The following is a 24,741-nucleotide window of genomic DNA, read 5'->3' on the forward strand; positions in this document are numbered from 1 at the left end:
TCCGTTTACGAAATGAGATACCCCACACCGAATTTGGTAGAGATAAAATCGGAAAGCCCCGCGGTGTCAAGCTTTTTACGCAGCCGGTTGACATTGACCGTCAGCGTATTGTCATCCACAAAGCTGTCCGTCTCCCACAGGCGTTCCATCAGCCGCTCCCGGCTGACCACCTTTCCCCGGTTCTCCATCAGCGTCAGAAGCACACGGTACTCATTTTTTGTCAGAGTGACCGCCTGCCCGTCAAACGTCAGCGTCTGGCTGCCCGTATCGAGCACCGCGCCGCGGCATTCAAGCACCGGGGCCGTTTGGGAAAAGTCATAGGCCCGGCGCAGAAGAGCCTGAAGCTTTGCCATGAGGACGTTTGCATCAAAGGGCTTGGCGATAAAATCATCCGCGCCGAGATTCATAGCCATGACAATATTCATATTGTCGGAAGCGGAGGAGAGAAACAGGATCGGCACGCGGGAGGTCCGGCGGATCTCCGTACACCAATGATAGCCATTGAAAAAAGGGAGCGAAATATCCATCACAACGAGATGCGGGGCATACGCCTGAAATTCCTCCAGCACCGCACGAAAATCCTGCACGCAGCGCGCTTCCAGCTCCCACAGCGCCGCCTGCCGGACGATAGCCCCCGCAATCCCGGGATCGTCCTCCACAATCAGAATCCGATACGTTGTCTCTCCCCCTTTCCCGTTTCTTTTCATCAGTTCAGCATGATATCCAGATACGCCTTGACCAGCGCAACGCACTTTTCCCAGCCGGTGCTGTTGTTCCAGCCGAACTGGCTGCTGTTCAGACACAGATCGTAGTTGTCGGCGTCCTTCCAGTTGCGTCCGGTAAAATACTGATAATAGTCTGCCCGGTGCTTATCCGTTTTCCGGATCAGCTTTTTGACCTCATCCTCGCTCAGGGCAGGATGCACCTCCTGTGCGCGCGCCACACAATAGTCAAACGGCGCATGGACATAAATGCGCAGAACATTTTCCACATCCTTGAGAATATAGTCCGCGCAGCGTCCGACAATCACGCACGATTCCTTTTCCGCAAGCTCCTGAATCACGCGCGCCTGAAAATTAAACAGGTTAATGTTGGAAACATAATCGTCGCTGTCCGGCGGGATCAGATCCCCTTTGTACGCACCCCGGGCGGTGCGGAACAGAAGGGTGCTTTTCAGCTTTTCATCCGCATTGGCAAACAGGCTTTCGTTGATGCCGCTTTTTTCGGAGGCCAGACGGAGGATTTCACGGCTGTAAAAGGAAATCCCCAGCTCCTTGGCCAACAGCTTTCCGATGCTTTTGCCGCCGCTTCCGTATTCACGCGCGATCGTGATCACAAATTTTTTCAATGCAAACACCCTGCCTTTCCTCTTCCCGTCTCCGCACAAATGCCGGACGGTGCTTCTTCTTTTCAGTATAGGCGGTAAGCGGTCGAAGATCAATCAGATTTTATGAAAATCGAAAGCCTTTCTTGTATTTTGCCCTTTTCTATGGTAGTCTTACCATGTAGAAGCCGTGCATGAACTGGCTTGTCCCGTTTGAGGACAGGCCTTTTTTGTGAAAGGAGTCCTGTCAAGATGAATGTTTCCCAGCTATTGGATCAAGTATGTGACATTGTGCGTGAGGATGGTGAACGAATCCTCGCGATGCGGCAGCCGCAGGTTTTCACCAAGGAAGGCCACGCGAATTTTGTGACCAGCGCCGACCTCGCATCTCAGGCCTTTTTGATGGAGCAGCTGTCCCCCCTCCTTCCGGAAGCCCATTTTTTTGCCGAGGAGCAGGAGGAAAATGTGCTGGCTCCCGGTTACAACTGGCTGATCGATCCGATCGATGGGACCACCAATTTTATGCGCGGCCTGCGGCACTCCTGCATTTCCGTTGCCCTTACGGATCACGGACAATGCATTCTGGGTGTGGTGTATAATTTTTATTCCGACGAACTGTTCTCCGCTGTGCGCGGACAAGGGGCTTTTCTCAACGGTGCTGCCCTGCACACCGCCAACGTGCCTGTGGAGGAATCCGTGATTTTCTTCGGTACCTCCCCCTACTACCGCGCCGTTGCGGAAGGTTCGCTCTCTGTCCTGCGCACGCTTTACCGCTCCTGCGGCGATCTGCGGCGCAGCGGCTCGGCCGCGCTCGATCTGTGCAGCGTGGCGGCAGGACGCGCGGACGCTTTCTTTGAGGCCAAGCTCTCTCCGTGGGATTACGCGGCGGCGGCCCTCATCGTGGAGGAGGCGGGAGGAGTCGTTTCCTCGGTCGCGCCGTATTCTCTGGACTTTCAGCATAAAACGCCTGTTCTAGCGGGAGCCGGCGCGGCGTATGAGCTTGTGCTGCAGGCAGCAAAGGAAGCGGTTCAGAAGGGGCAGATATGAAAAACTCAACCCTCTGTTACCTGGAGCGCGGAGGCTGCCTGCTGATGCTGCACCGCACGAAAAAGGAGACAGACGAAAACAAGGGCAAATGGATCGGTGTCGGCGGCAAGCTGGAGGAAGGAGAAAGCCCGGAGGAGGGCGCGGCCCGCGAGGTTTTGGAGGAAACAGGCTATACGCTCCTCTCCTCCCGTTATCGTGGAATTGTCACTTTTGTCTCGGATGAATGGGGCACAGAATATATGCATCTGTTCACCTCCGATCACTTCTGCGGAAAAGAAATCGTGTGCGAAGAAGGGGATCTGGCATGGATTCCAAAGGAGGAGCTGTTCTCTCTTCCCATGTGGGAGGGCGATCGCATCTTCCTGCGTCTTCTGGATCAGGATATTCCCTTTTTCTCGCTGAAGCTGACCTATCGCGGAGACACACTTGTGAAAACTTCTCTCAACGGGAAGGCGCTTCCTCTTCCGGCGGACGTACTAGGAAAACAAAAGAATCCGATATAAAGGCAGGATGACAGGATCGTGGAAAAACAAGACAAACGGGAGGCTCTTGATGTGGCTTCCCTCGCCGGGGATATCCTCCTCGCAAGCGGCGCTGAAATTTTCCGCGTGGAAGAAACAATTTTTCGAATTGCAAAGGCATACGGAGTGGAATCCAGCGACGCCTTTGTGCTCAGCAGCGGTATCTTTTTGACAGCCGGAAGCGAAACGGAAAAGGACTTTGCCAGCGTCCGGCATATCCCGCTGAGCGCCGCCCGTCTGGATCGGGTGACGGCCGTCAACCAGCTTTCCCGGGAAATCGTAGAGGGGCAGCATACCCCGGCACAGGCTCGGGAGCGTCTGCTGGAAATTCAGAATATGCCGCCCAAGCCAAAGCTGCATCAGATTCTGGCCTCGGGAATCGGCAGCGGCTGTTTCTGCTTTCTGTTCGGCGGAGATCCTATCGACAGCCTGGTAGCGTTCGCGGCGGGGATCGTGCTGTATCTGTATCTGCTGCTTCTGGTGCGGGGAAGGCTGTCCAAGATTGCCTCGAACATCTCCGGCGGGGCGCTGGTGACGCTGTTTTCCATTGTGCTGTATCAATGTGGGATCGGACACCATCTGGGTGAAATGATCATCGGTTCCATCATCCCCCTTGTGCCCGGTGTGGCTTTCACCACAGCCATCCGCGACATCGCGGACGAGGATTATATCGCCGGGGCGGTGCGCATGCTGGACGCGCTGCTTGTAACCTTCTGCATCGCCATGGGTGTGGGGCTGGTTATGATGGCGTGGCATCATCTGGGAGGGCCTGTGCTGTGATGGAACGAATTGCGTGGGAATTTCTGGCAGCCTGTGTGGGAACCATGGCTTTTGCGCTGCTGTTTCATGTACCGAAGCGCTACTATCTGCTGTGCGGGCTGATAGGCGGCTGCGGCTGGGTTTTCTATGAGGTGCTGCTTCTTTGGTGCTCCTCCCCTATGGCGACTTTTTTTGCCAACGTCGCGGTGGTATTTCTCTCGCGTTTGTGCGCGGTGAAGCAGCGCTGTCCGGTGACCGTCTTTCTGATCTCGGGGATTTTCCCGCTGGTACCGGGCGCAGGGATCTACTGGACAGCCTATTATATCGTGATGAATGATTTGGAGCAGGCGGGACAACGCGGCTTTCTGACGCTGAAAGTGGCAGTTGCCATTGTGCTGAGCATTCTGCTCGTGTTTGAACTGCCGCAGGGACTGTTTCGCCGTCTTTGCGGAGAGACAAACAGAAAATAGGAGGAAAAAAGAATGGGACACGCGGAATACCGGATTCCCGAGGGAGCTCGGGATGATGCCGTCTCCGTGCAGGCGCTCCGGGAAGCGGTGGCGCAGTTTAACGGGGACCGCGGCTGGACAGGCCTGAATGCTGCCAACCTGGCTATGAGCATCAGCATTGAAGCCTCTGAGCTGCTGGAAATCTTCCAGTGGTGCAGCCCGCAGGAAGCCGACGAAAAAGCGCGCTTCACGGAACGGGAGCATTTCCGGGAGGAACTGGCGGATGTTTTGATCTACTGCATCAGTATGTCCAATTTCTATGACGTCGATCTGGCGGAGTGCATCCGCGAGAAAATGAGAAAAAATGCCATGAAATATCCGGTGGAGCACGGAACAGAATAAGAACAGGAACGTTTCCCCCAAAACGGGCGGTCCGGGAGTGGTAAGACAGTTCTCCCGGCCGCCCGTTTTGCATTCTCCTTTGCCCGCATGAAAATTTCAGATTTTTTTCGCAAACCCATTGATTTTTCCTTCCAAGCGTGATAGACTGAAACCACATTCCGGAAACGTTACCGGAACCGTTTTCAATTTCTTTCCGAAGGGAGGGCTTTCCATCACCATCAAAGACATTGCACGTGAAGCGGGCTGTTCCGTGAGCACGGTTTCCCGTGTCCTGAGCGGCCATCCGGACGTCAGTCCCGCCACACGGGAGCGTGTGCAGGAGCTGATCCGCCTGCACCGCTTCTCCCCCAACAACAACGCCCAGCGGCTCAAGCAGCAGGAATCCCGCACCGTCGGAATTGTGGTCAAGGGAACCAGCAACGCCCTGTTTGCAAGCCTGATCGAGGAGCTTCAGACGCGCATTGAGCAAGCCTCCCTCACAGCGGCGCTTGTGTATCTGGACGAGGAGGGAGACGAGCTCCAGGCCGCCCTGCAATTCTGCCGGGAGGCGCATCCCTGCGGCCTGTTCTTTCTTGGATCCAACCGGGAAGCATTTTTGCAGCGTTTTTCTGAAATCTCCGTCCCCGCTCTCCTTCTGACCACCTCTGCCGAGGGCCTTCCCTTCCCCAACCTCTCGAGCGTCTGCGTGGACGACGCGGCGGCGGCTGGGGCCATGATGGAGTATCTTCTGCGGCACGGACACCGGCGCATTGCTGTGATAGGCGGCAGCCTTTCCCAGTCTGACGCCAGCCGGGAACGCTTTGCCGGATGCCGCCAAGCGATGGAACGCCATGGCCTTTCCTTTGAAGAGCAAGGACGGTATGAAACCGCCCGCTTCTCCCTGGAAAGCTCCCACCGCGCCATGGAAAGACTGCTGGATCAGTTTCCGGGCATGACGGCGGTGTTCTGTATGAGCGATCTGATGGCGATCGGCGCGCTGCGCGCTGTGTTTGATCGCGGCCTGCGCTCACCGAACGATATTTCCGTCGTGGGCTTCGACGGCATTGCGCTTTCTCAATTCTGCGTGCCGCGGCTGACAACCGTGCGCCAAAACACGGAGCAGCTTGCCGCACGCGGTATGGCGCTTCTGCTGGAAGCCATCAACGGACGGCCAAACGCTGCCCATGAGACCATCCCGTTTTCGATTTTGCAGGGTGAAAGCGTCCAATCCTTACAATAAAATCCGAAAGCAATCAAAGGACAAAAGGAGAAACAGCCATGAAAAAGCAAAAGGTATTTCCCCGCAGCGCCGGCGTCCTGATGCCTGTCTTCAGCCTCCCCTCCCCCTACGGCATCGGTACCTTCGGCAAAGCTGCCTATGAGTTCATCGACTTTTTAAAGGATTCCGGCCAGACCTACTGGCAGGTGCTCCCCCTCGGCCCCACCAGCTACGGCGACAGTCCGTATCAAAGCTTTTCCGCCTTCGCCGGAAATCCGTATTTCATTGATCTGGACTTTCTGCTGGAAGAAGGCCTTTTGGAGCAGAGCGAGCTTGACGCGGTGGTATGGCAGGAGAATGAAAACGATATCGACTACGCCGGACTGTACGAAAAGCGCTTCCCCGTGCTCAAGCTGGCGTTTTCCCGCAGCAGCCACGCGGACACCGAGGCCTACCGCAATTTCTGCGGGGAAAACCAGGAATGGCTGGACAGCTACGCCCAGTATATGTCGCTGAAAATGCATTTCGGCGGCAAAAGCTGGCTGGAATGGCCTGAGCCGCTGCGCCGCCGGGATCCGAAAGCCCTGGAGGAAGCCCTCGCCGGATTGACGGAAGAAGTCTCGTTCTGGAAATTCTGCCAGTTCAAGTTCTTTGAGCAGTGGACCCGTCTGCGTGAATATGCGCACAAGCAGGGGATCGGCATCATCGGAGACATCCCGATTTACGCTGCCATGGACAGCGCGGACGCTTGGGCTGAGCCGGAGGTCTTTTATCTCGATGAAAACTGCCGCCCGATCGACGTCGCAGGCTGCCCGCCGGATGCTTTCTCCGCCACCGGCCAGCTCTGGGGCAACCCACTGTACCGCTGGGACTATCAGGAAAAGACCGGCTTCGCCTGGTGGAAGCGCCGTCTGGCCGCCACCGCCCGTCTGTATGACATTGTGCGGATCGATCATTTCCGCGGTCTGGTAGGCTATTATGCTATCCCGGCCGGAGACGCAACCGCAGAGAACGGCGAATGGCGCAAGGGACCGGGTCTGGCATTCTTCGAGGCGGTCCAGTCCAGTCTGGGCGGCACGCAATGGATCCTCGAGGATCTCGGCTACCTGACCCCGGACGTTCACCGCCTGCGCCAGCAGGTAGGCGCACCCGGCATGAAGGTGCTGCAATTTGCCTTTGACTCCCGTGAAGAGAGCGACTATCTGCCGCACAACTACGATGCCAACTGTGTGGTCTACACCGGAACACATGACAACGACACTATGGTGGGCTGGATGCACACCGCCCCGAAGGCCGATGTGCGCTTCTCCCGCAAATATCTGAATATCCGCCGCGCCGCCAAGGCAAGCTGGGAATATATCCGTGCTGCCTATCTGAGCGTTTCGGCACTGGCCGTGATCCCGCTCCAGGATTTCCTGGGGCTCGGAAGCGAGGCCCGCATCAACACCCCCTCCACGCTTGGGATGAACTGGCGCTGGCGTGTCTCCCCCGGCGCATGCACGCCGGAGCTCGCGGAGGAAATCCGCGACTTTACCGCTCTGTATGGACGTATACCGCAGCCCCCGAAGCAGAAAAAAGCCGGTTCCAAAAAGCCGGACTGAGAAACAGTGAGGATAGAAAGACAGGAGGTTTTTACCATGAGTCGTTTTTCCGACAGCATTTCCCGCAAACTTCAGGATCAGGGGATTTCCTCCCCCGCCGCCGCTTCCGCCAAGGAGCTGTATGAAGCAGTATCGTACGCCGCTATGTCTGAGCTGGCCGCAAAATGGGCAGCCCCCAAAAAAGCAAAGCGCGCCTGCTACCTCTCCGCGGAATTCCTGGTGGGCCGCCTGATTTACAGTAACCTGCTGAATCTTGGTCTTTTGGACGAATGCAACCAGTATTTGCAGCAGAACGGTATTGACGCTACCGTTTTCGAGCAGATCGAGGACGACGCTCTCGGCAACGGCGGTCTGGGCCGCCTGGCCGCGTGCTTCCTGGACTCCGCCGCCACACACAGCCTCCCGCTCGACGGATTTGGTCTGCGCTACCGTTACGGCCTGTTCCAGCAGTATTTCGACAACGGCTTCCAGCGTGAACGCCCGGACGATTGGACGCGCTTCGGGGATCCGTGGAGCATCCGCCGCGAGTCGGAAGCTGTCAAGGTTTCCTTCGCGGATCAGGATGTAATGGCTGTTCCCTACGACATGCCGGTGATTGGCTACGGCGGAGAGTGCGTAAACACGCTGCGCCTGTGGCAGGCAGAGCCGGTCAAGGGCTTTGACTTCGACGCATTCAACAGCCAGAAATATGAGGAGGCTGTGCGGGAGCGCGATCGGGCCGAGATGATCACCGCCGTGCTGTATCCGAACGACGACACGGACGAGGGCAAGCGCCTGCGCCTGAAGCAGCAGTATTTCTTCTCCAGCGCCACCATGCAGACGCTGGTTTCCCGCTACGTCGAGCATCACGGCAATGACTTCTCGCACTTTGCGGCGGAATATGCCGTTCAGCTCAATGACACGCACCCTGTGGTCGCGATCCCCGAACTGCTCCGCCTTCTGTGCGGCGTGCACGGCCTGTCCTTTGAAAACGCCTTCGCCATTGCCTGCGATACCTTCGCCTACACCAACCACACCATCATGGCGGAAGCTCTCGAAAAATGGGATGTGCGTCTCTTCCTCTCCGTCATTCCGGAGGTGTACCCCTATGTCGTCATGGTGCAGAACCACCTGCGCCGTGAGCTGGATTCCAAGGGGATTCAGGGGAACGATCAGGGCATTTACAATATCATTTCTGATGGACGTATCCACATGGCACGCCTTGCCATCTACGCTTCCCATTCCACAAACGGCGTAGCGAAAATCCACACGGAGATTATCAAGAACGACGCCTTGCCGGAGTGGTACCGCCTGTATCCGGAGCGCTTCAACAACAAGACAAACGGCATCACGCAGCGCCGCTGGCTGGCCCTGTGCAACCGTGAACTGGCCGCTTTCGCCTCCGACCGTGTGGGAAAAGGCTGGCTCAAGGAGCTGACGGATCTCAAGGGTCTCGAAAAGTACGCCAACGACGTCAATTCCCTGCGTCAGCTTCAGGCCATCAAGAAGGAAAAGAAAAACCAGCTGGCCGCCTACGTCTGGAAGCATGATCATTTCGCTCTGAACACCGATTTCATTTTTGACATTCAGGTCAAGCGCCTGCATGAGTACAAGCGCCAGCTGCTGAACGCCTTCTCCATCCTCGATATCTATTTCGGGCTCAAGGACGGCAGCATCAAGGACTTCCAGCCTACCACCTTCCTGTTTGGCGCAAAGGCGGCTCCCGGCTACTACCGTGCGAAGGGAATCATCAAGTTTATCAACGAGGTCGCGAAGCTGGTCAATTACGACGACGAAGTGAACCGCAAGATGCAGGTGCTCTTTGTGCAGGACTATAACGTTTCCTACGCAGAGAAGCTGATCCCCGCCGCGGACATTTCCGAGCAGATTTCCACCGCGGGCACGGAAGCCAGCGGTACCTCCAACATGAAATTCATGCTCAACGGCGCTGTGACCCTCGGCACGCTCGACGGTGCGAACATCGAGATTGTCGACCGCGCAGGCCGCGAAAACAACTATATTTTCGGCGCGACGGTGGAAGAGATCAACGAGAAGAAATCTTCCTACAACCCGCGCAAGCTGTATGAGAGCGAGCCCCGCATCCGCCGCGTGGTTGACACGCTAGTGGACGGCACTCTTGACGACGGCGGCACCGGCATGTTCCGCGAGCTGTACGACGCTCTCCTCAAGGGCGCGAGCTGGCATCAGCCGGACCACTACTTCCTGCTGCTTGACTTCCTGCCCTACTGCGAAGCGCGCCTGCGCGCCAACCGCGACTATGCGGATCGCGACGCCTTTGCACGCAAGTGCCTGATGAACATTGCCAACGCGGGAGAATTCTCCAGCGACAGAACCATCCGCCAATACGCCGACGAAATCTGGCATATCAAGGCGGAATAAACAGAATACGGTTTTCCGAGCAAAAAGGCTGCCGCACGATGATGCGGCAGCCTTTCTGCTTCGAATTTTTTGCCAGGATGATAAAATCCGGAAAAAGTCGCTTCGCTCTTTTTCCTAGCTTTTTTGCGGCTTCGCGGGATCCTTATGGGGCTCTGCCCCAAACCCCGCAGCCTTTTGAAAAAGGCTGGCGAAAACTTCACGTTTGCACTTTTTCAGCATTGCATAATCTTTCACAGTTTTGGAGAAAAAGCTTTCTTTTTCCGGAAACCTGGAGTATACTACAAGCAGAATACGCTTGAAAAGGAGCCTGACACACCATGACGATCGCGGAAGTCAGCAAACGATACGATATCTCTCCCGATACGCTGCGCTACTATGAGCGGATCGGCCTGATCCCTCCTGTTCCCCGCAGCAAAAGCGGCATCCGGGATTATGGAGAGGAGTCGTGCAGCTGGATTGAACTGATGAAATGCATGCGTCAGGCAGGCGTGCAGATTGAAGCCCTGATTGAATATGTCGCCTTGTTTCAGCAGGGAGACTCCACGATCGCAGCCCGCAAAGCTTTGTTGGTGGAACAGCGGGAACAGCTGATCCAGCGGATGGAAAACATGCAGAAATCGTTGGATCGTCTCAACTACAAAATACAAAATTATGAAAAAAACATTGTCCCCGCCGAACAGCGCCTGCAGCGCTCCTCCTCTGCCGATCAGGCAGAAACGGCCTGATCGGCAAAACGCCTGTGGATACAGCAGATTGTCTGCATCCACAGGCGTTTTTTACAAGGCGTTTGAAAGAGATTGGTTATCCCTGTGCGACGGCTCCCGTCAGTTCCAGATATTCGTCGTAGGTGCAGGCGCGATCCACGCAGCCTTCCTCCTGAATATCAATCACCCGGTTGGCGATGGTCTGCACAAACTGATGGTCGTGCGAGGCAAAGAGCACAATCCCCTTGAAATCGGATACGCCGTTGTTCACAGCGGTGATGGACTCCAAATCCAGATGGTTCGTCGGCTGATCAAAAATCAGGACATTCGAGCCGAACAGCATCATCCGCGACAGCATGCAGCGCACCTTTTCTCCACCGGAAAGCACCTTGACAGGCTTATAGACTTCGTCCCCACTGAACAGCATTTTTCCGAGGAAGCCCCGCAGATACGTCTCCGTGGTATCTTTTGAGGAATACTGTTCGAGCCATTGCAGGATGCTCAGATCGCAATCGTTGAAGTAAGGGGAATTGTCCTGCGGGAAATAAGAGCGCGACGTGGATACACCCCAGCGGAATGTTCCCTCGTCCGGCTCCAGTTCCTCCGCCAGAATTTTGAACAGCGTAGTATTGGCCAGCTCGTTTCCGACAAAGGCAATCTTGTCCCCCCGGTTCACGCGGAAGCTGACATGATTCAAAACCTTTACGCCGTCGACGGTTTTGGAGAGATTTTCCACCGTGAGGATTTCCTTGCCCGGCTCACGATCCATGGTGAAGCCGACGTACGGATACCGGCGGCTGGAAGCGGGCATCTCCTCCACGGTGATTTTGTCCAGCAGCCGTTTGCGGGATGTAGCCTGCTTGGATTTGCTTCGGTTCGCGGAAAAGCGCTGGATGAAGTTTTGCAGCTCCTTGATCTTCTCCTCCGCCTTTCGGTTCTGGTCGCGCAGCATCCTTTGGATCAGCTGGCTGGACTCATACCAGAAATCATAGTTGCCGACGTAGAGCTTGATCTTATTGTAATCGATGTCCACGATATGCGTGCAGACATTGTTGAGGAAGTGGCGGTCATGGGAAACCACAATGACCGTGCCGGGGAAATCGGCAAGCCAGTCCTCCAGCCAGCTGATGGAACGCACATCGAGATCATTGGTGGGCTCGTCCAGAAGGATGATATCAGGCTGGCCGAACAAGGCGCGAGCCAACAGCACTTTCACCTTCTCCGCGCCGGTGAGGGACGACATGACCGAATACAGCATCATATTATCCATGCCAAGCCCCTGCAAAAGGCGGCCCGCCTCCGTCTCGGCCTCCCAGCCATTGAGCTCCGCGAACTCCGCTTCCAGCTCGGCGGCGCGATCGCCATCCTCGTCGGAAAAGTCCTCCTTGGCATAAAGCGCGTCCTTCTCCTTGAGAACCTCGTACAGGCGCGGGTTCCCCATCAGGATGGTTTCAAAAACGGTATAGTCGTCATAGGCATGGTGGTCCTGCTTGAGCACGGACATACGCAGCTTGGGATCGATGCTGACCGTACCGCCCGACGGCTCCAGCTCACCGGAAAGAATGCGGAGGAACGTCGATTTTCCCGCCCCGTTCGCACCGATCACGCCGTAGCAGTTGCCTTCGGTAAACAAAAGATCCACATGGGAAAACAAAGCCTGGCCGCTGAAGCTCAGGCTCAGATCAGAAACCGTAATCATGTAAAAGCCCTCTCTTATCTGTCAATGATTCCAGTCTATTATAGCATGGAGCGTTCCCGTTTGGATATGGGGCAAGTTGAACGGGCTTTCTTGCGGGAAAGAACCGAAAATGGTAAAATGGAGACAAAAGCGAAAGAGGGGATTTTGCGTGGAACAGACAAGGCTCACACGTCAAATGGCTTTTCTGGCAGAAGTGGACCGCATGAAAAGCATTTACCGGCACACGCTGCTGACGGATCGCTCCCGGCGGGAAACGGACGCAGAGCACTCCTGGCACTTCGCCCTGATGGCGATGCTTCTCTCGGAATATGCGGGAAAGGATGTGGACCCGAACCGCGTGATCCGCATGGCGCTTGTGCACGATCTGGTAGAGCTGTACGCCGGGGATACCTTCGCCTATGACAGCGAAGGGAAAAAGACACAGCATGAGCGAGAAGCTCAGGCAGCCGATAAGCTCTTTTCCCTCCTTCCCGCCGATCAGGGGCAGGAGCTGCGGGCACTTTGGGAAGAATTTGACGCCAAGGAAACGCCCGACGCCCGTTTTGCCTGCGCGGTCGATCGGATTCAGCCTTTTCTGAACAACTGCCTGACGGAAGGCCACACCTGGAAAGAGGGCCATGTGACCAGTGCTCAGGTGCGGGAACGTCTCTCTGTGGTGCAGGACGCGATGCCCGCCGTCTGGCCGCTGGTCGATTCCATGCTTCGGGAGAGCGTGGAAAAAGGGTATTTGATGGAATGAGAGATCTTTAAAACACAGAAACGGCATAGTCAAAGCTATGCCGTTTCCTCAAAACAAATCTATGGGATTGTGCGGGGCCTCGCTGCGGCTCCGTTTTATTTATGCCTTCCGCTTTTCCTTTTCATCCTTTGGCTCTTTCGTGAAAAAGAGTGAAATCACCACGCCGATCGCCAGTGTGGCAAGAGCCGCAAAGCCCTCTGGTGTGGGAAACGCAAAGGCCGCCTTCTGGAACAGGGAAAACAGCGACCCAAGTACAAGTCCAAGAATCGCAAAATAAGTGGCCTGCGGAAAACGACGCAGGAAATAATCCACCAGTTTCGCGCCGAACAGAATTCCGATGGCCGCTCCCAGCCCCACAGGAATGAGCACCGGAATATTCAGCGTGCTCACCGCTGTGATGACGGAATCATAAACGCCGAAAATGACCATCATCATGGAACCACTGATGCCGGGCAGGATCATGCAGACCGCCGCAATAATCCCGCAAAAGAAGAAACGAATCCCGGTGGGCAGATCCATCTCCGTGACAAGCCCTGCGCTCTCCCCTGCGTCTCCCGGAAGAAAGGCCAGCGCAGCCATAATGCCAAGCATCAGCACAAAGGGCCAAAACACGCTTACACGGAAGCCTCCGTCCAGTGAACGGCGCAGCAGCATCGGCACCAGCCCGATGATCAGGCCGACAAAGAAGAAGTTGACCGCCATGGGAAAGTTCTCCAAGAGACATGTGATGACATGGCTGAATCCAAACAGACCCAGCCCCATGCCGAGCACAATCGGAATCAAATAGAGAATGCTCTTTTTGAATTGCTGCTTCAGCTTGCTGATGGAGCCGATCAGATCATCATAAATCTTGAGCAGCACCGCCACCGTACCGCCTGAAACGCCGGGGATTGCTTCCGCGATGCCGATGCAGGCCCCACAAATCAGGTTTTTCAAAAAATTCATATGGTTCCTCCTGAAGATCAATTTTATTTCATACCGCTTATTCCGCCTGCGGACGGATCTCTTCGGCGAAGCGGTCGAAATTCACTTCGGCACAGAATTCTTCCTGCCACACTCTGCGGCAGTTCTGGCGCAGAGTGTCATGCTTTTCCTTCTTCTGACGGAACAAACGGCGGAACAGCTCCGCCAGTTCCTCTGGCGTGAAATCCGCCTTGAGCAGATGGCCCGTTTCGTCCTCCCGGACGAGCTCAGAGGTTCCCCCCACATCCGTTGCGATAATGGGGATCCCAAACGAGCAGGCTTCCATGATACTGACCGGCAGCCCTTCGGAACTGCTGGTGTTTACGAACCAGTCCACCGGATGCGTGCGGTAATATGCAAGCAGGTCTTCATTTTTGACGGTGCCGGGAAAATCTGTTTTCATAAACTGCAAATGCTCCGCGGCATAGGCTTTGAGCTCTTCCAGACTGTCGCCGCCGCCAAAATGAGTCCAGTGAAGCTTTTTCTTCTCCTCGGACAGAAGCGCGAGCGACTGCGCCAGCAGTTCCACACGCTTGACGGGCGCAATGTGGCAGCAGCTCACGATTTCCACCGTATCTCCCTTGCTTTCGGGGCCCATTCCAAAATCCCGTGTGCCGAGATATGCGGTGTGTACCTTACGGGCATAGGGGGGATAGTGCTCGGAAAGATAATCCGTACCATTCTGCGAGCAGGGATACACCGCGTCAAGATGCTCCAGCAGGTAGCGGCGCAGAGGAAGGTAATTGGCGGAACCAGCCTCTGGATACAGATCGTACCGGTGCGCGCGGCTGATTGTTTTTTTCACGGAATTTTTGCAATCCTCGCTCAGCCACAATGCGGCAAGCGCTACATCATAAAGCCAGAAGCTGTAAAATGTCACACCGTCAAAGGCGGTGAGATCGTATTTTCGCAAAAGACGGGCACATTCCCGGTAAACGCCCTTTGCCTTGGCGATAAAATAAAGCAAATATGCCCGGCGTTTCAGATTGCCGCGGATTTTATTGTGCTCCGCATCGTCCACCAGACCGCCGCAGGAGGTAAAGGGAAACAGAGAAAGACCGTTCCCTGCAATCGCCTTTTGCACCGTGCGCGCCGTGATGGGGTGGACCGTCACATTTTCCGGTGTGCTGCGCGTTTGTACCGCGCCATCCTCCGTGCTGGTGGCCAAAATGATAATTTTTTCAAAATGCTTTGCAAGGCAGGGGATCTCGTCCTCAATGAACTCCTCCCCTTTTCCGTATGGATATGTTTTCGTCAGCAGAACCAAACAGTTGCCCAAAGCGTTCCCTTCCTTCATCATTTCTTTCCATGGTCGCCGGGAAGAAGGCCGCGCGTCAGATCGCGAACCACCTCCGACGCCAGAATCAGCCCGGCCACAGACGGCACAAAGGCCAGGCTTCCGGGCGTTTCCCGTTTCGAGCTGTCCTCCTCTGTTCCCGGAACCTCCTCCCGTTCGGCGGGTTCCTCTCGGGAATACACGGTTTTCAAGCGCGCGACTTTGCGCTTTTTCAGCTCCCGCCGCATGACGCGGCACAGCGGACACACAGAGGTTTCATAAATGTCAGCCACCTCAAAGCGTGTGGGATCAAGCTTATTGCCCGCCCCCATAGCGCTGATCACCGGAATGGAAAGCTCCTGCCCCAGCTCCGCCAGCCGAAGCTTGGCAGACACCGTATCAATGGCATCGACAAGATAATCGCAGCCGGACAGGAATGCAGCGGGAGTATCAGGCAGGAAGAAAATCGGATGCTCTTCCACCTGTGCGCGCGGGTTGATTCGCAGGATATGCTCCCGCATTACCTCGGTCTTGAGACGGCCAATGGTGGTATGATCCGCGATGATCTGACGGTTAAGGTTCGTCAGGCTGACCCGATCGGCGTCCACCAGCACAAAGGAACCGATTCCTGTACGCGCCAGAGCGTCCGCCGCATGGCCGCCCACACCGCCCAAGCCGAACACTGCCACCTTTGCCCCTGCCAAGCGTTCCATCGCAGCCGCCCCCAGCAGAAGCTGGGAACGGGAAAATTCATTCAGCAAAGCCTTTCCTCCCTTTTACCGAAGAACGGCCGCAACCGTCTGAAACAGGATTTTAATATCGCCCCACACCGAAATATGCTCCAGATACTCCAAATTCAGCTTCATTTTCGGCGGGAGCACTTCCTCAATATACGTTTTTTCCGGATCACTGCTGTTCTCCAGAAGCTTGTCTTCATCCTTGAACGCGATGCTTGACGGAGCGGTGATCCCTGGGCGAACCAGAAGCGTTGCCATATACTCCGGCGCATACACGTCCACATAACGGCGCACCTCCGGGCGTGGGCCGACCAGGCTCATGGAGCCGGACAGGACGTTGAGCAGCTGGGAAAACTCATCCAGACGGCACTTGCGGATAAAACGGCCGACGCGGGTAATGCGCGGATCGTCTCCCACCGTAAGGGACAGGCCGATTTTATCCGCGTTCTGCACCATGGTGCGGAATTTGAAAATACGGAAATCCTTATTATAGCGTCCCACACGCACCTGGCGGTAGAACACAGGGCCCCGGGAGTCCAGCTTGATGGCAAGAGCCAGAAGCAGGAAAAACGGGGAGGTCACGAGCAAGATAAGAAGGGAAGCAGCTACATCAAACACCCGTTTCCCGGCAAGAGCCGCCCGTCTGGCATGAAGCTTTTCCTGCCAGGCTCGTGTTTCGGGGTTCTGCATCTCCTTGGGCAAATCTTCAGTGGTCATTCAGAACAAACTCCCTCTTCCAGAAATCATAACGGCCTTTCGCCGCATTTTGACAGAAAGATTTACCGCCATTATAGCATATGGGGCCGCATGGGACAAATCTTTTTTTCCTGACTTTACATTTTTGCCTGTATCCTCTATACTAATCAAAGAGAATCTCTCAAAACAAATAATTTGAAAAGGCATGAGGAGGATTTTGTATGTATTACCTTGGAATCGACCTCGGCGGAACCAATATCGCAGTCGGCGTGGTGGATGATTCCTATCAGATTATCGCGCGCGCCAAACGGAAAACAAGAATTCCCTGCGACGAGGGCCTGATCGACGATCTGGCCGCCGCTGCGCGGGAAGCTGTGGAAAACGCCGGTATCTCCATGGATGATGTGCCGTGGGTCGGCGTGGGCTGCCCGGGCACGGTCAACCGCGCCACTGGTATCGTGGAATACGCAAACAATCTCTATCTGAACAATTTCCACCTGCGCGACCTGCTTCAGGAAAAGCTGGGACGCCCGGTGATCATTGAAAACGACGCGAATGCGGCTGCTTATGGCGAGTACAAGGCCGGTGCTCTCAAGGGCTCCGACAACGCAATCGCCATCACGCTCGGAACAGGAGTGGGCGGCGGCATCATCATCCACGGCCAGGTTTACTCCGGCTCCAACTTCGCGGGCGGCGAGCTTGGCCACTCTGTCATTGTCTGCGGCGGCGCCAGCTGCACCTGCGGGCGCAAGGGCTGCTGGGAGGCCTATTCCTCCGCCACTGCTTTGATCCGCATGACCCGCGAGGCCATGGCCGCGCACGCGGACAAGAAGGACACCCCGATTTGGGAGATCACGGGCGGCAGCTTCGACACAGTCGACGGCCGCACGGCGTTTGACGCCATGCGCAAGGGCGATCCGCTCGGCAAGGAAGTTGTGGACAAGTATCTCTCCTATCTCGCCTGCGGTGTCGCCAACTGCATCAACGTGTTCCAGCCGGACATTCTGTGCATCGGCGGCGGCATCAGCAACGAGGGAGAAAATCTTCTTGCCCCGCTGCGTGAGCTGGTGAAAAAGGAGACCTACAACACCAACGGCAGCAAGCAGACGCAGATCTGCCGTGCACAGCTCGGCAACGACGCCGGCATCATCGGCGCGGCGCTGTTGGGCGAATAATTTTCTGGAGCTGGGGAGGAAACTGTGAAATGAGCATCACAAAATCTTTGTTTGGAACCATGCCGGACGGGACACCGGTAGACTTGTATGTGCTCTCCGGTGAAAACGGCCTGAGCGCCGAAGTCATCGCGCTGGGATGTCGGATTGTGCGTCTGTCCGCTCCCGACCGGGAAGGCAAATGCGTCAACGTGGTATTGGGCTATGACACACTTGCCGAATATGTGGAAAACCGCGACTATCAGGGTACCGCCGTCGGCCGGTACGCCAACCGCATTGGAGGAGCCAGCTTCTCCATTGACGGAAAAACCTATTCGCTGGCGAAAAACGACGGAGAAAATTCGCTGCATGGCGGCCCGACAGGCTTTGCCCACCGTATCTGGACCGTGAAAGAAGCCGGAGATACGCCGGACGGCCCGAGCATCACCTTCTCCTACACCAGTGCGGACGGCGAGGAGGGCTTCCCCGGCACGCTGACAACCGAAGTCACTTACACCTTGACGAAGGACAATGCCCTGCGCATTGCCTACCATGCCGTGACCGATGCGACAACGCCTGTCAACCTCACGAACCACGCTTTCTTCAACCTGACGGGCGATGCGTCCCGTCCTATTCTTTCCCATGAGCTGCAAATCCATGCGGACAAGATTACCGCGGTGCGTGAGGATCTGATCCCGACTGGAGAGTATATTCCTGTTGCGGGTACGCCGTATGACTTCAACGCCCCCAAGACAATCGGACGCGATATGGGCGCAGACGACGCGATGCTGAAAAAATGCGGAGGCTATGACCACAATTTCGTGATCAACGGTGAAGGCCTGCGCAAAGCCGCAGAGGTCTATGAGCCGGAGAGCGGCCGCGTGATGGAGGTCTACACCGATCTCCCCGGCATGCAGCTGTACACGGCGAACAGCCTGAGCGGCAAGGGACATGGCGGCGTTTCGTTTGTCAACCACGGCGCTCTTTGCCTGGAAACCCAGTTCTTCCCGGATTCCCCGAACCATCCGGAGTTCCCTTTCCGCTTCCTGAAACCGGGAGAGGAATTTGACAGCGTTACCACATACCGCTTCCTGACAAGATAACTGTTCTGTTTCCGCAATCAGAAGGCCTGCGCATCTTGCGCGGGCCTTTTCTTTTGTGAAAAACCTTTTGCATCCTGGGAATTCTGTGTTACAATCAAAAGAGCAATTTTGATTTCGGGAGGCTGGACCATGAACGAAACCATTCTGGTAGTGGACGATGAAGCATCCATTGCGGATCTGGTAGAGGTGTATTTGAAAAACGAAGGATACCGCGTGCTGAAATGCGGCAACGGCAGGGATGCGCTCGCCCAAATCCGTACCGCGCCGCCGGATCTCGCGATTCTTGACGTCATGCTGCCCGACCTCGACGGCTTTACTCTCTGCAAGGAAATCCGCACGCAATATTACTTCCCTATTCTGATGCTGACGGCAAAGGTGGAGGATATGGATAAGATCACAGGTCTCACTCTGGGAGCCGACGATTATATCACAAAGCCCTTCAACCCGCTGGAACTTGTGGCCCGTGTGAAAACACAGCTTCGCCGCTGTACACGCTACAACAACGGATCGGACAAAGCGCCGGAGCAGCTGGAGGAATTTGATTTCCGCGGCCTTTGTATCACAAAAGGCAATCATAAGTGCACACTGTACGGGGAAGAGCTGAGCCTGACGCCGATTGAGTTTTCCATCCTGTGGTACCTGTGCGAACGGCGCGGCTCCGTCGTTTCCAGTGAGGAACTGTTTGAGGCCGTATGGGGCGAAAAATTCATGGACAGCAATAACACGGTCATGACGCACATTGCGCGCCTGCGGGAAAAGATGCATGAACCAAGCCGGAAACCGAAATTTGTCAAAACCGTCTGGGGGGTGGGTTACACCATTGAATAATTCAAACCATGCCAAAGGCCTGCACAGCGCATTGTCGCGTCAGATTCTTTTTCAATATGTTCTCAGCCTGCTTGCCTGGTGCGCCGGACTTCCCCTCATCACCTTTCTTGCGGTGCTGCTTGTCTCCTCCCGCACCTGGTATGGATCGGAAGCGATTTATCCGTTTCTTGACTGGGCAAGGGATTATTTTTGGGTTTTGTTTGTATTGGCGCTGATATTTGGCCTGTTCGTCATCACCATCTATTTTATCCTCAAGCCTTTGCGCTATGTGGATGCCCTGGTGAGAGCATCGCAGCAGCTGGCGCAGAATCCGGAGCGGCCGATCGAGCTGCCGGATCTTCTTGCTCCCGTGACGGATCGGCTCAACGCGGTGCGTCAGGAATCCCTCCGCAGCGCGGCGGCGGCGCGGGAAGCGGAGCAGCGGAAAAACGATCTTATCGTCTATCTCGCGCATGATCTCAAAACACCGCTCACCAGTGTGATCGGGTATCTGACCCTTCTGCGCGACGAGCCCCAGATCTCCCCGGAGCTGCGCGCCCGCTATACCGGCATCGCGCTGGACAAGGCAGAGCGCCTGGAGGAACTGATCAATGAATTCTTTGAAATCACCCGCTTCAATCTCACCCACCTGACACTGGAGCTCTCCGACATCGATCTGACCCGGATGCTGGAACAGACATGCAGCGAATTTGAACCTTCCTTTGCGGAAAAGGGCCTGCGCTGCACTCTGGATCTTCCCCCGCAGCTTCCATGCGAATGCGATCCCGACAAGCTGGCCCGGGTCTTTGACAATCTCCTGCGCAACGCGAATTTCTACAGCTTTCCCGATACCGTCATCCATGTGAGCGGGCAGCTGAATCAGGGATTGATCACCCTGCGCTTTGAAAACAGCGGAAGAACCATCCCAAAGGAAAAGCTGGATCGCATTTTCGAGCAGTTTTTCCGCTTGGACTCCTCCCGCTCGACCGCAAGCGGCGGAGCTGGCCTTGGCCTGGCAATCGCGAGGGAAATCGTTCGCCTGCATGGCGGCGGCATCTGCGCGGCAAGCGCCGACAACCATATCCTTTTCACCATCACACTGCCCCAGCGCCAAACCGTCCCCCAACCGCCCACTGTCTATCCCAGCGTAAGAAATTCGTAGGATTTTGTCACGAAAATCATAAGATCTCCTTGAGAAAAGAGAAAAGAACAAGCCGCTGCTTTCTGATACCATAAAACCGGTACAGAAAACAGCGGCTTTCTTTTTTGATGCGCTGTTCCCAAGGAGGAAGAAAAAATGAATGACAAAAATATAGCCGTTTTTTTTGGCGGCTGTTCCACGGAGCACGAGGTTTCCCTGCAATCGGCGCAGGCGGTTTTGAACGCTATCGATCAGAACCGATACCGCCCGCTTGCCGTCGGCATTACCAAAAAAGGCGAATGGCGATTGTTTTCCGGCAGCCTGGATCAGCTTACAGACGGCAGCTGGGAGCGGGATCCCTCCTGCGTTCCCTGCCTGCTCTCTCCCGACCGCACCTGCCCGGGACTTCTGCTTCTGGGGCCGGAACCGCGCCGTATTCCGCTCTTTGCGGGCTTTCCTGTCCTGCACGGAAAAAACGGAGAGGACGGAACTATACAGGGCTTGCTGGAACTGTCCGGAATCCCCGTTGTGGGATGCGGCACACTGGCCAGCGCGCTCGGGATGGACAAGGACAGGGCGCACCGGCTGGCCGCTCTCGCGGGAGTGCCCGCACCAAAAGGAACGGTATTCCGGCACGGCTGCGATCCGGTGGAAATTGAGCGGGCCGCGCATGCGATCGGTTGGCCGCTGTTTATTAAGCCGGTGCGTTCCGGCTCTTCCTTCGGCGTCAGCCGGGTGACAAAGCCGGAACAGCTTGCCTCGGCCGTTTCGGAAGCATTTTCCCACGATTCGGAAATCCTGCTCGAAGAGGCGGTACCGGGCTTTGAGATTGGCTGCGCCGTCATCGGCAATGAAACGCTTATCACGGGGCGCGTGGATAAAATCGAACTCTCTCAGGGCTTCTTCAATTTTGAGGAAAAGTATACGCTTAAAACCTCCAAAATTCACTGCCCCGCCCGTATCTCCCCCGAAAAGGAGGAGGAAGCGGCCCGGGCAGCCAAAAAAGTCTATCGGGCGCTCGGATGCCGCGGCTTTGCCCGCGTGGATCTCTTCCTGACGCCGGATGGCCGCATCCTGTTCAACGAGGTCAACACGATTCCAGGGTTCACCTCCCACAGCCGCTTCCCAACAATGATGAAAGCCATCGGCATTCCCTTTGACCGCCTGGTCAACCGCCTGATCGAACTGGGGGTGGAAGCATGAGGACGCAGGTATACACGCGGGAGGATTCCGCACACGGGCCTTTGATTCTTGTCAACGCGTCCCACCCTATCCCTGTGGGCACAGCGCCGCGCCTTGTCCCCGCACTGCCCGGCTGCGAAGATGTGCTTTTGGAGCGGCATGCTGCTAGGATGCTGGCCGCATGTGTACGGGCAGCGGGGGCGGCGGGAAGCATCACCGCCGTCTCCGGCTGGAGGAGCCGGGAGGAGCAGACGCAGATTTGGAACGATTCCCTGCGGGAAAACGGCGAAGCCTTCACACGGAGCTATGTCGCTCTGCCTGGATGCAGTGAACATCAGACCGGACTTGCGATCGATCTCGCCGCTGCTGCGCCGGAGATTGATTTTATCCGCCCTCATTTCCCTCGCGACGGATTATATGGGGAATTCCGCCGCCTGGCTCCCCTGTTCGGCTGGATCGAACGCTATCCCGCCGGAAAGGAGGATATCACCGGAATCGCCTGTGAACCGTGGCATTTCCGCTATGTCGGTACGCCGCATGCACAGATTATGACGGAGCGCGGCCTGTGCCTGGAGGAATATCTGAACCTGCTGCGCCAGGGGAACGGCCTGCGTTTTCCGCATCGCGGCGGCTTTGTTCGCATTTTCCGGATCGCCTGCGGCACACAGGGCGTCACGCTCCCCCTTGCCGTGCGTTTCTCCATCTCCGGGGACAACGACGGCGGCTTTCTGCTCACGGTACGGGAGGAGATCGCATGAGAGCAAAATCTCCCGCCCTTGACCGGTTCCGGATTGCAGCCGCCGTGCTGGTGGCCGCGATCCACACCTCCCCGCTGACAACGTATACAGCCGATGGCGACTTCTTTCTCACGCGCGTGCTGGCCCGCCTGGCTGTTCCGTTCTTTTTCCTGGTGACAGGCTATTTCCTGTCCCGCTCGGAATGGAACAGTCTGCCGCGCTTCCTCAAAAAGACAGGCTTGCTGTATCTGGCCGCCATGCTTTTCTATCTGCCGCTGAATCTCTATTCCCGCAATCTGAGCGGATGGCAGAACATTGTACGGGGGATCCTGTTTGACGGCACCTTTTATCATCTCTGGTACTTTCCCGCCGTCTTGCTCGGTTCCCTTCTGGCATTTCTGCTGAGCCGAAAAGGGCCGCGCTTCGCCCTGACAGCGGCGGGGCTCCTCTACCTGATCGGCCTGGGAGGAGACAGCTATTATGGCCTTGTCTCCTCCCTGCCTTTCGGCAAAGCGTTCTACGATATCCTGTTTTCTCTTTCCGCTTACACCCGAAACGGCATTTTTTTCGCCCCCCTCTTTCTTCTGCTCGGAGCCTACGCGAAGCGCCGGAACCCTCGTCTCTGTCTTGTGGGATTCCTGCTTTCCTTTGCGGCGATGAGCGTGGAAGCCTTTCTTCTGCGGGCAGCCGAAGCACAGCGCCATGACAGCATGTATCTGCTTTTGCCGTTCTGCTCCCTGTTTCTGTTTTCCCTGCTTCTGAGCCGGAACAGCGGACAAAACCGGGACGCCCGCCGTTTCTCCGCTGTGTTTTATGTCATACACCCCTGGTGCATTGTACTGGTGCGCGGAGGTGCGGAAATGCTGGGACTGGAAGCCGTTCTGGTGAGTAACAGTCTGGGACATTTTCTTGCCGTGCTGCTGTTCAGCGCGGCGGTCTCGCTGAGCGCTGTCTTTTTCCTGCCTCGCCGGCCCTCGGAAACTGGCCGCGCGTGGTGTGAAATTGATCTGCGTGCCCTGCGCTCCAACACCTTTCTGCTCCAGCGAAAAGCCGGCGTACACAGCGCTCTGATGGCGGTGATCAAAGCGGATGCCTACGGACATGGAGCCATCCCCTGTGCCCGCGCGCTGCGCCGCTGCGGTGTGCGAGCCTTTGCTGTCGCCACGCTGGAGGAGGGCATTACCCTGCGCCGTGCCGCTGTTCGGGGAACCATTCTGATTCTCGGCTATACGCCTCCCTCCGAGGCGGATCTGCTCGTTCGCTGGCGGCTGACCCAGGCGGTGATGGACGAACCGTATGCCCGCCAGCTCGCCGCACAGGGCAGGCGCGTCGCCGTTCATGTAGCAGTTGACACGGGAATGCACCGGATTGGTATTCCCGTGGAGGAGGTTGCCGCGTTCCGCCGTGTCTACCGTCTGCCCCATCTGCGCTTTACGGGGATTTTTTCCCACCTCTGCACCGCGAACGGACGCTCTCCTCAGGAGGAAAGCTTTGCACAAATGCAGACAAACGCCTTCTTGCAGCTGGTATCCGTTCTGCGCTCCTGCGGCTGTCCTGTGGGGGACACACATCTGCTGGCCAGCGCGGGAATCCTGCGCTTTCCGCAGCAGCCCTGCTCTTATGTGCGCGCGGGGCTGGCGCTGTTCGGCGCATGGGAAACACAGGAGGAACGGGATGAAAGCTGCGGGCTTCGCCCTGTATTATCTCTGCGCGCCCGGATTGTCTCTGTTCGCCGTCTCGAAACGGGAGAACGCGCCGGGTATGGTCTGGCGTTTGAAGCCAAACGTCCCACCGTTCTGGCCACCGTCTCCATCGGCTATGCGGACGGCCTTCCGCGCAGCCTGGCCGCACAGGGCGGGGAGGTTCTTCTGCATGGGAAGCGCGTTCCCATGGTGGGCCGGCTCTGCATGGATCAGCTTTTGATCGATGCGACGGACGCCGGAGAAACGTACAGCGGTGAGATCGTGACTCTCATCGGGCGGGATGGTGAGGAACGTATTTCAGCGGAGGAGCTGGCCGGACACTGCGGGACGATCACAAACGAGTTGTTTTCCCGTTTGGGAGAACGTCTGGGACGCTGCATTCTTCCATAGTAAAAGCCGCCGGTTCCCCAGACGGGTTCCGGC

Annotated in this window: 24 protein-coding genes and 1 pseudogene; 17 read left to right on the plus strand and 8 right to left on the minus strand. The window is 56.5% G+C overall.

Going from position 1 to position 24,741, the window contains the following annotated elements:
• Positions 1 to 5 precede the first annotated feature (5 nt).
• The gene (locus B5F35_RS07295) at positions 6 to 707 is read right to left on the minus strand and encodes a response regulator transcription factor (RefSeq protein WP_087239523.1); all 702 of its coding nucleotides are present in this window, start codon (positions 705 to 707) and stop codon (positions 6 to 8) included.
• Positions 707 to 1,348 carry a cytidylate kinase-like family protein gene (locus B5F35_RS07300; RefSeq protein WP_087239603.1) on the minus strand — a complete coding sequence of 214 codons (642 nt, stop codon included), beginning with the start codon at positions 1,346 to 1,348 and terminating at the stop codon, positions 707 to 709. The genes B5F35_RS07295 and B5F35_RS07300 overlap by 1 nt, the downstream gene beginning before the upstream one ends.
• 228 nt (positions 1,349 to 1,576) lie before the next feature.
• On the opposite strand from B5F35_RS07300, the gene B5F35_RS07305 reads away from it, so the two are divergent.
• From B5F35_RS07305 to B5F35_RS07345, 9 genes are all read left to right on the plus strand, one after another.
• On the plus strand, positions 1,577 to 2,371 hold the full coding sequence (locus B5F35_RS07305) for an inositol monophosphatase family protein (protein ID WP_087239525.1): 795 nt from the start codon (positions 1,577 to 1,579) through the stop codon (positions 2,369 to 2,371).
• Positions 2,368 to 2,874, plus strand: a complete 507-nt coding sequence (locus B5F35_RS07310) for an NUDIX hydrolase (protein ID WP_087239527.1) — start codon at positions 2,368 to 2,370, stop codon at positions 2,872 to 2,874. Before B5F35_RS07305 ends, B5F35_RS07310 begins: the two co-directional genes overlap by 4 nt.
• 18 nt (positions 2,875 to 2,892) lie before the next feature.
• A complete protein-coding gene (locus B5F35_RS07315; protein ID WP_087239530.1) occupies positions 2,893 to 3,672 on the plus strand; it encodes a threonine/serine exporter family protein in 780 nt (259 codons plus the stop codon).
• On the plus strand, positions 3,672 to 4,121 hold the full coding sequence (locus tag B5F35_RS07320; protein ID WP_087239532.1) for a threonine/serine exporter family protein: 450 nt from the start codon (positions 3,672 to 3,674) through the stop codon (positions 4,119 to 4,121). Before B5F35_RS07315 ends, B5F35_RS07320 begins: the two co-directional genes overlap by 1 nt.
• 12 nt (positions 4,122 to 4,133) lie before the next feature.
• A complete protein-coding gene (locus B5F35_RS07325) occupies positions 4,134 to 4,502 on the plus strand; it encodes a nucleotide pyrophosphohydrolase (RefSeq protein WP_087239534.1) in 369 nt (122 codons plus the stop codon).
• A gap of 118 nt (positions 4,503 to 4,620) precedes the next feature.
• Positions 4,621 to 5,721 (plus strand): LacI family DNA-binding transcriptional regulator, encoded by a 1,101-nt coding sequence (locus B5F35_RS07330; protein WP_087239536.1) that lies wholly within the window; start codon positions 4,621 to 4,623, stop codon positions 5,719 to 5,721.
• A 38-nt stretch (positions 5,722 to 5,759) separates the two neighbouring features.
• The gene (malQ, locus tag B5F35_RS07335) at positions 5,760 to 7,301 is read left to right on the plus strand and encodes a 4-alpha-glucanotransferase (protein ID WP_087239538.1); all 1,542 of its coding nucleotides are present in this window, start codon (positions 5,760 to 5,762) and stop codon (positions 7,299 to 7,301) included.
• A 36-nt stretch (positions 7,302 to 7,337) separates the two neighbouring features.
• The gene (locus B5F35_RS07340; protein WP_087239540.1) at positions 7,338 to 9,680 is read left to right on the plus strand and encodes a glycogen/starch/alpha-glucan phosphorylase; all 2,343 of its coding nucleotides are present in this window, start codon (positions 7,338 to 7,340) and stop codon (positions 9,678 to 9,680) included.
• A 317-nt stretch (positions 9,681 to 9,997) separates the two neighbouring features.
• On the plus strand, positions 9,998 to 10,405 hold the full coding sequence (locus tag B5F35_RS07345; protein ID WP_087239542.1) for a MerR family transcriptional regulator: 408 nt from the start codon (positions 9,998 to 10,000) through the stop codon (positions 10,403 to 10,405).
• Positions 10,406 to 10,481: 76 nt separating this feature from the next.
• Here B5F35_RS07345 and B5F35_RS07350 read toward each other — a convergent pair whose 3' ends face one another.
• Both B5F35_RS07350 and B5F35_RS19600 read right to left on the minus strand, forming a co-directional pair.
• Complete coding sequence (locus tag B5F35_RS07350; RefSeq protein WP_442856441.1) at positions 10,482 to 11,600, minus strand: ABC-F family ATP-binding cassette domain-containing protein; 1,119 nt, start codon at positions 11,598 to 11,600, stop codon at positions 10,482 to 10,484.
• A pseudogene (locus tag B5F35_RS19600) lies at positions 11,592 to 11,990 on the minus strand (ATP-binding cassette domain-containing protein); the annotation flags it as partial. The pseudogene B5F35_RS19600 and the gene B5F35_RS07350, both read right to left, overlap by 9 nt.
• Before the next feature lie 241 nt (positions 11,991 to 12,231).
• On the opposite strand from B5F35_RS19600, the gene B5F35_RS07355 reads away from it, so the two are divergent.
• Complete coding sequence (locus B5F35_RS07355; protein WP_242969428.1) at positions 12,232 to 12,822, plus strand: HD domain-containing protein; 591 nt, start codon at positions 12,232 to 12,234, stop codon at positions 12,820 to 12,822.
• A gap of 99 nt (positions 12,823 to 12,921) precedes the next feature.
• On the opposite strand, the gene B5F35_RS07360 is transcribed toward B5F35_RS07355, so the two are convergent.
• From B5F35_RS07360 to B5F35_RS07375, 4 genes are read right to left on the minus strand one after another with little or no spacing between them, the layout of a single operon-like run.
• Positions 12,922 to 13,767, minus strand: coding sequence for a DUF368 domain-containing protein (locus B5F35_RS07360; protein WP_087239548.1), 846 nt, complete (start codon positions 13,765 to 13,767; stop codon positions 12,922 to 12,924).
• A gap of 37 nt (positions 13,768 to 13,804) precedes the next feature.
• A complete protein-coding gene (locus B5F35_RS07365; RefSeq protein ID WP_087239605.1) occupies positions 13,805 to 15,064 on the minus strand; it encodes a glycosyltransferase in 1,260 nt (419 codons plus the stop codon).
• Positions 15,065 to 15,081: 17 nt separating this feature from the next.
• On the minus strand, positions 15,082 to 15,822 hold the full coding sequence (locus B5F35_RS07370) for a tRNA threonylcarbamoyladenosine dehydratase (protein ID WP_087239550.1): 741 nt from the start codon (positions 15,820 to 15,822) through the stop codon (positions 15,082 to 15,084).
• A 15-nt stretch (positions 15,823 to 15,837) separates the two neighbouring features.
• Positions 15,838 to 16,515 carry a sugar transferase gene (locus B5F35_RS07375; protein ID WP_242969429.1) on the minus strand — a complete coding sequence of 226 codons (678 nt, stop codon included), beginning with the start codon at positions 16,513 to 16,515 and terminating at the stop codon, positions 15,838 to 15,840.
• Positions 16,516 to 16,715: 200 nt separating this feature from the next.
• Here B5F35_RS07375 and B5F35_RS07380 point away from each other — a divergent pair, with 200 nt between their 5' ends.
• The 7 genes from B5F35_RS07380 to vanT all read left to right on the plus strand — a co-directional run bounded on the left by B5F35_RS07380 (position 16,716) and on the right by vanT (position 24,708).
• On the plus strand, positions 16,716 to 17,669 hold the full coding sequence (locus B5F35_RS07380) for an ROK family protein (RefSeq protein WP_087239552.1): 954 nt from the start codon (positions 16,716 to 16,718) through the stop codon (positions 17,667 to 17,669).
• Positions 17,670 to 17,698: 29 nt separating this feature from the next.
• Positions 17,699 to 18,748: an aldose epimerase family protein gene (locus tag B5F35_RS07385; RefSeq protein WP_087239554.1), complete on the plus strand. Its 1,050-nt coding sequence runs from the start codon at positions 17,699 to 17,701 to the stop codon at positions 18,746 to 18,748.
• A 129-nt stretch (positions 18,749 to 18,877) separates the two neighbouring features.
• Complete coding sequence (gene vanR / locus B5F35_RS07390) at positions 18,878 to 19,576, plus strand: VanR-ABDEGLN family response regulator transcription factor (RefSeq protein WP_087239556.1); 699 nt, start codon at positions 18,878 to 18,880, stop codon at positions 19,574 to 19,576.
• Positions 19,569 to 20,717: a sensor histidine kinase gene (locus B5F35_RS19605; protein WP_442856439.1), complete on the plus strand. Its 1,149-nt coding sequence runs from the start codon at positions 19,569 to 19,571 to the stop codon at positions 20,715 to 20,717. Before vanR ends, B5F35_RS19605 begins: the two co-directional genes overlap by 8 nt.
• A gap of 135 nt (positions 20,718 to 20,852) precedes the next feature.
• Positions 20,853 to 21,899: a D-alanine--D-serine ligase VanG gene (gene vanG / locus B5F35_RS07400; protein ID WP_087239560.1), complete on the plus strand. Its 1,047-nt coding sequence runs from the start codon at positions 20,853 to 20,855 to the stop codon at positions 21,897 to 21,899.
• Positions 21,896 to 22,636 (plus strand): D-alanyl-D-alanine carboxypeptidase family protein, encoded by a 741-nt coding sequence (locus B5F35_RS07405; RefSeq protein ID WP_087239562.1) that lies wholly within the window; start codon positions 21,896 to 21,898, stop codon positions 22,634 to 22,636. The genes vanG and B5F35_RS07405 overlap by 4 nt, the downstream gene beginning before the upstream one ends.
• Positions 22,633 to 24,708, plus strand: coding sequence for a serine racemase VanT catalytic subunit (gene vanT, locus B5F35_RS07410; protein WP_087239564.1), 2,076 nt, complete (start codon positions 22,633 to 22,635; stop codon positions 24,706 to 24,708). Before B5F35_RS07405 ends, vanT begins: the two co-directional genes overlap by 4 nt.
• The last annotated feature ends 33 nt before the right edge of the window (positions 24,709 to 24,741 follow it).

The organism is Anaeromassilibacillus sp. An200 (assembly GCF_002160025.1).
In the GTDB taxonomy this organism is placed as follows: Bacteria; Bacillota; Clostridia; order Oscillospirales; family Acutalibacteraceae; genus Caccousia; species Caccousia stercoris.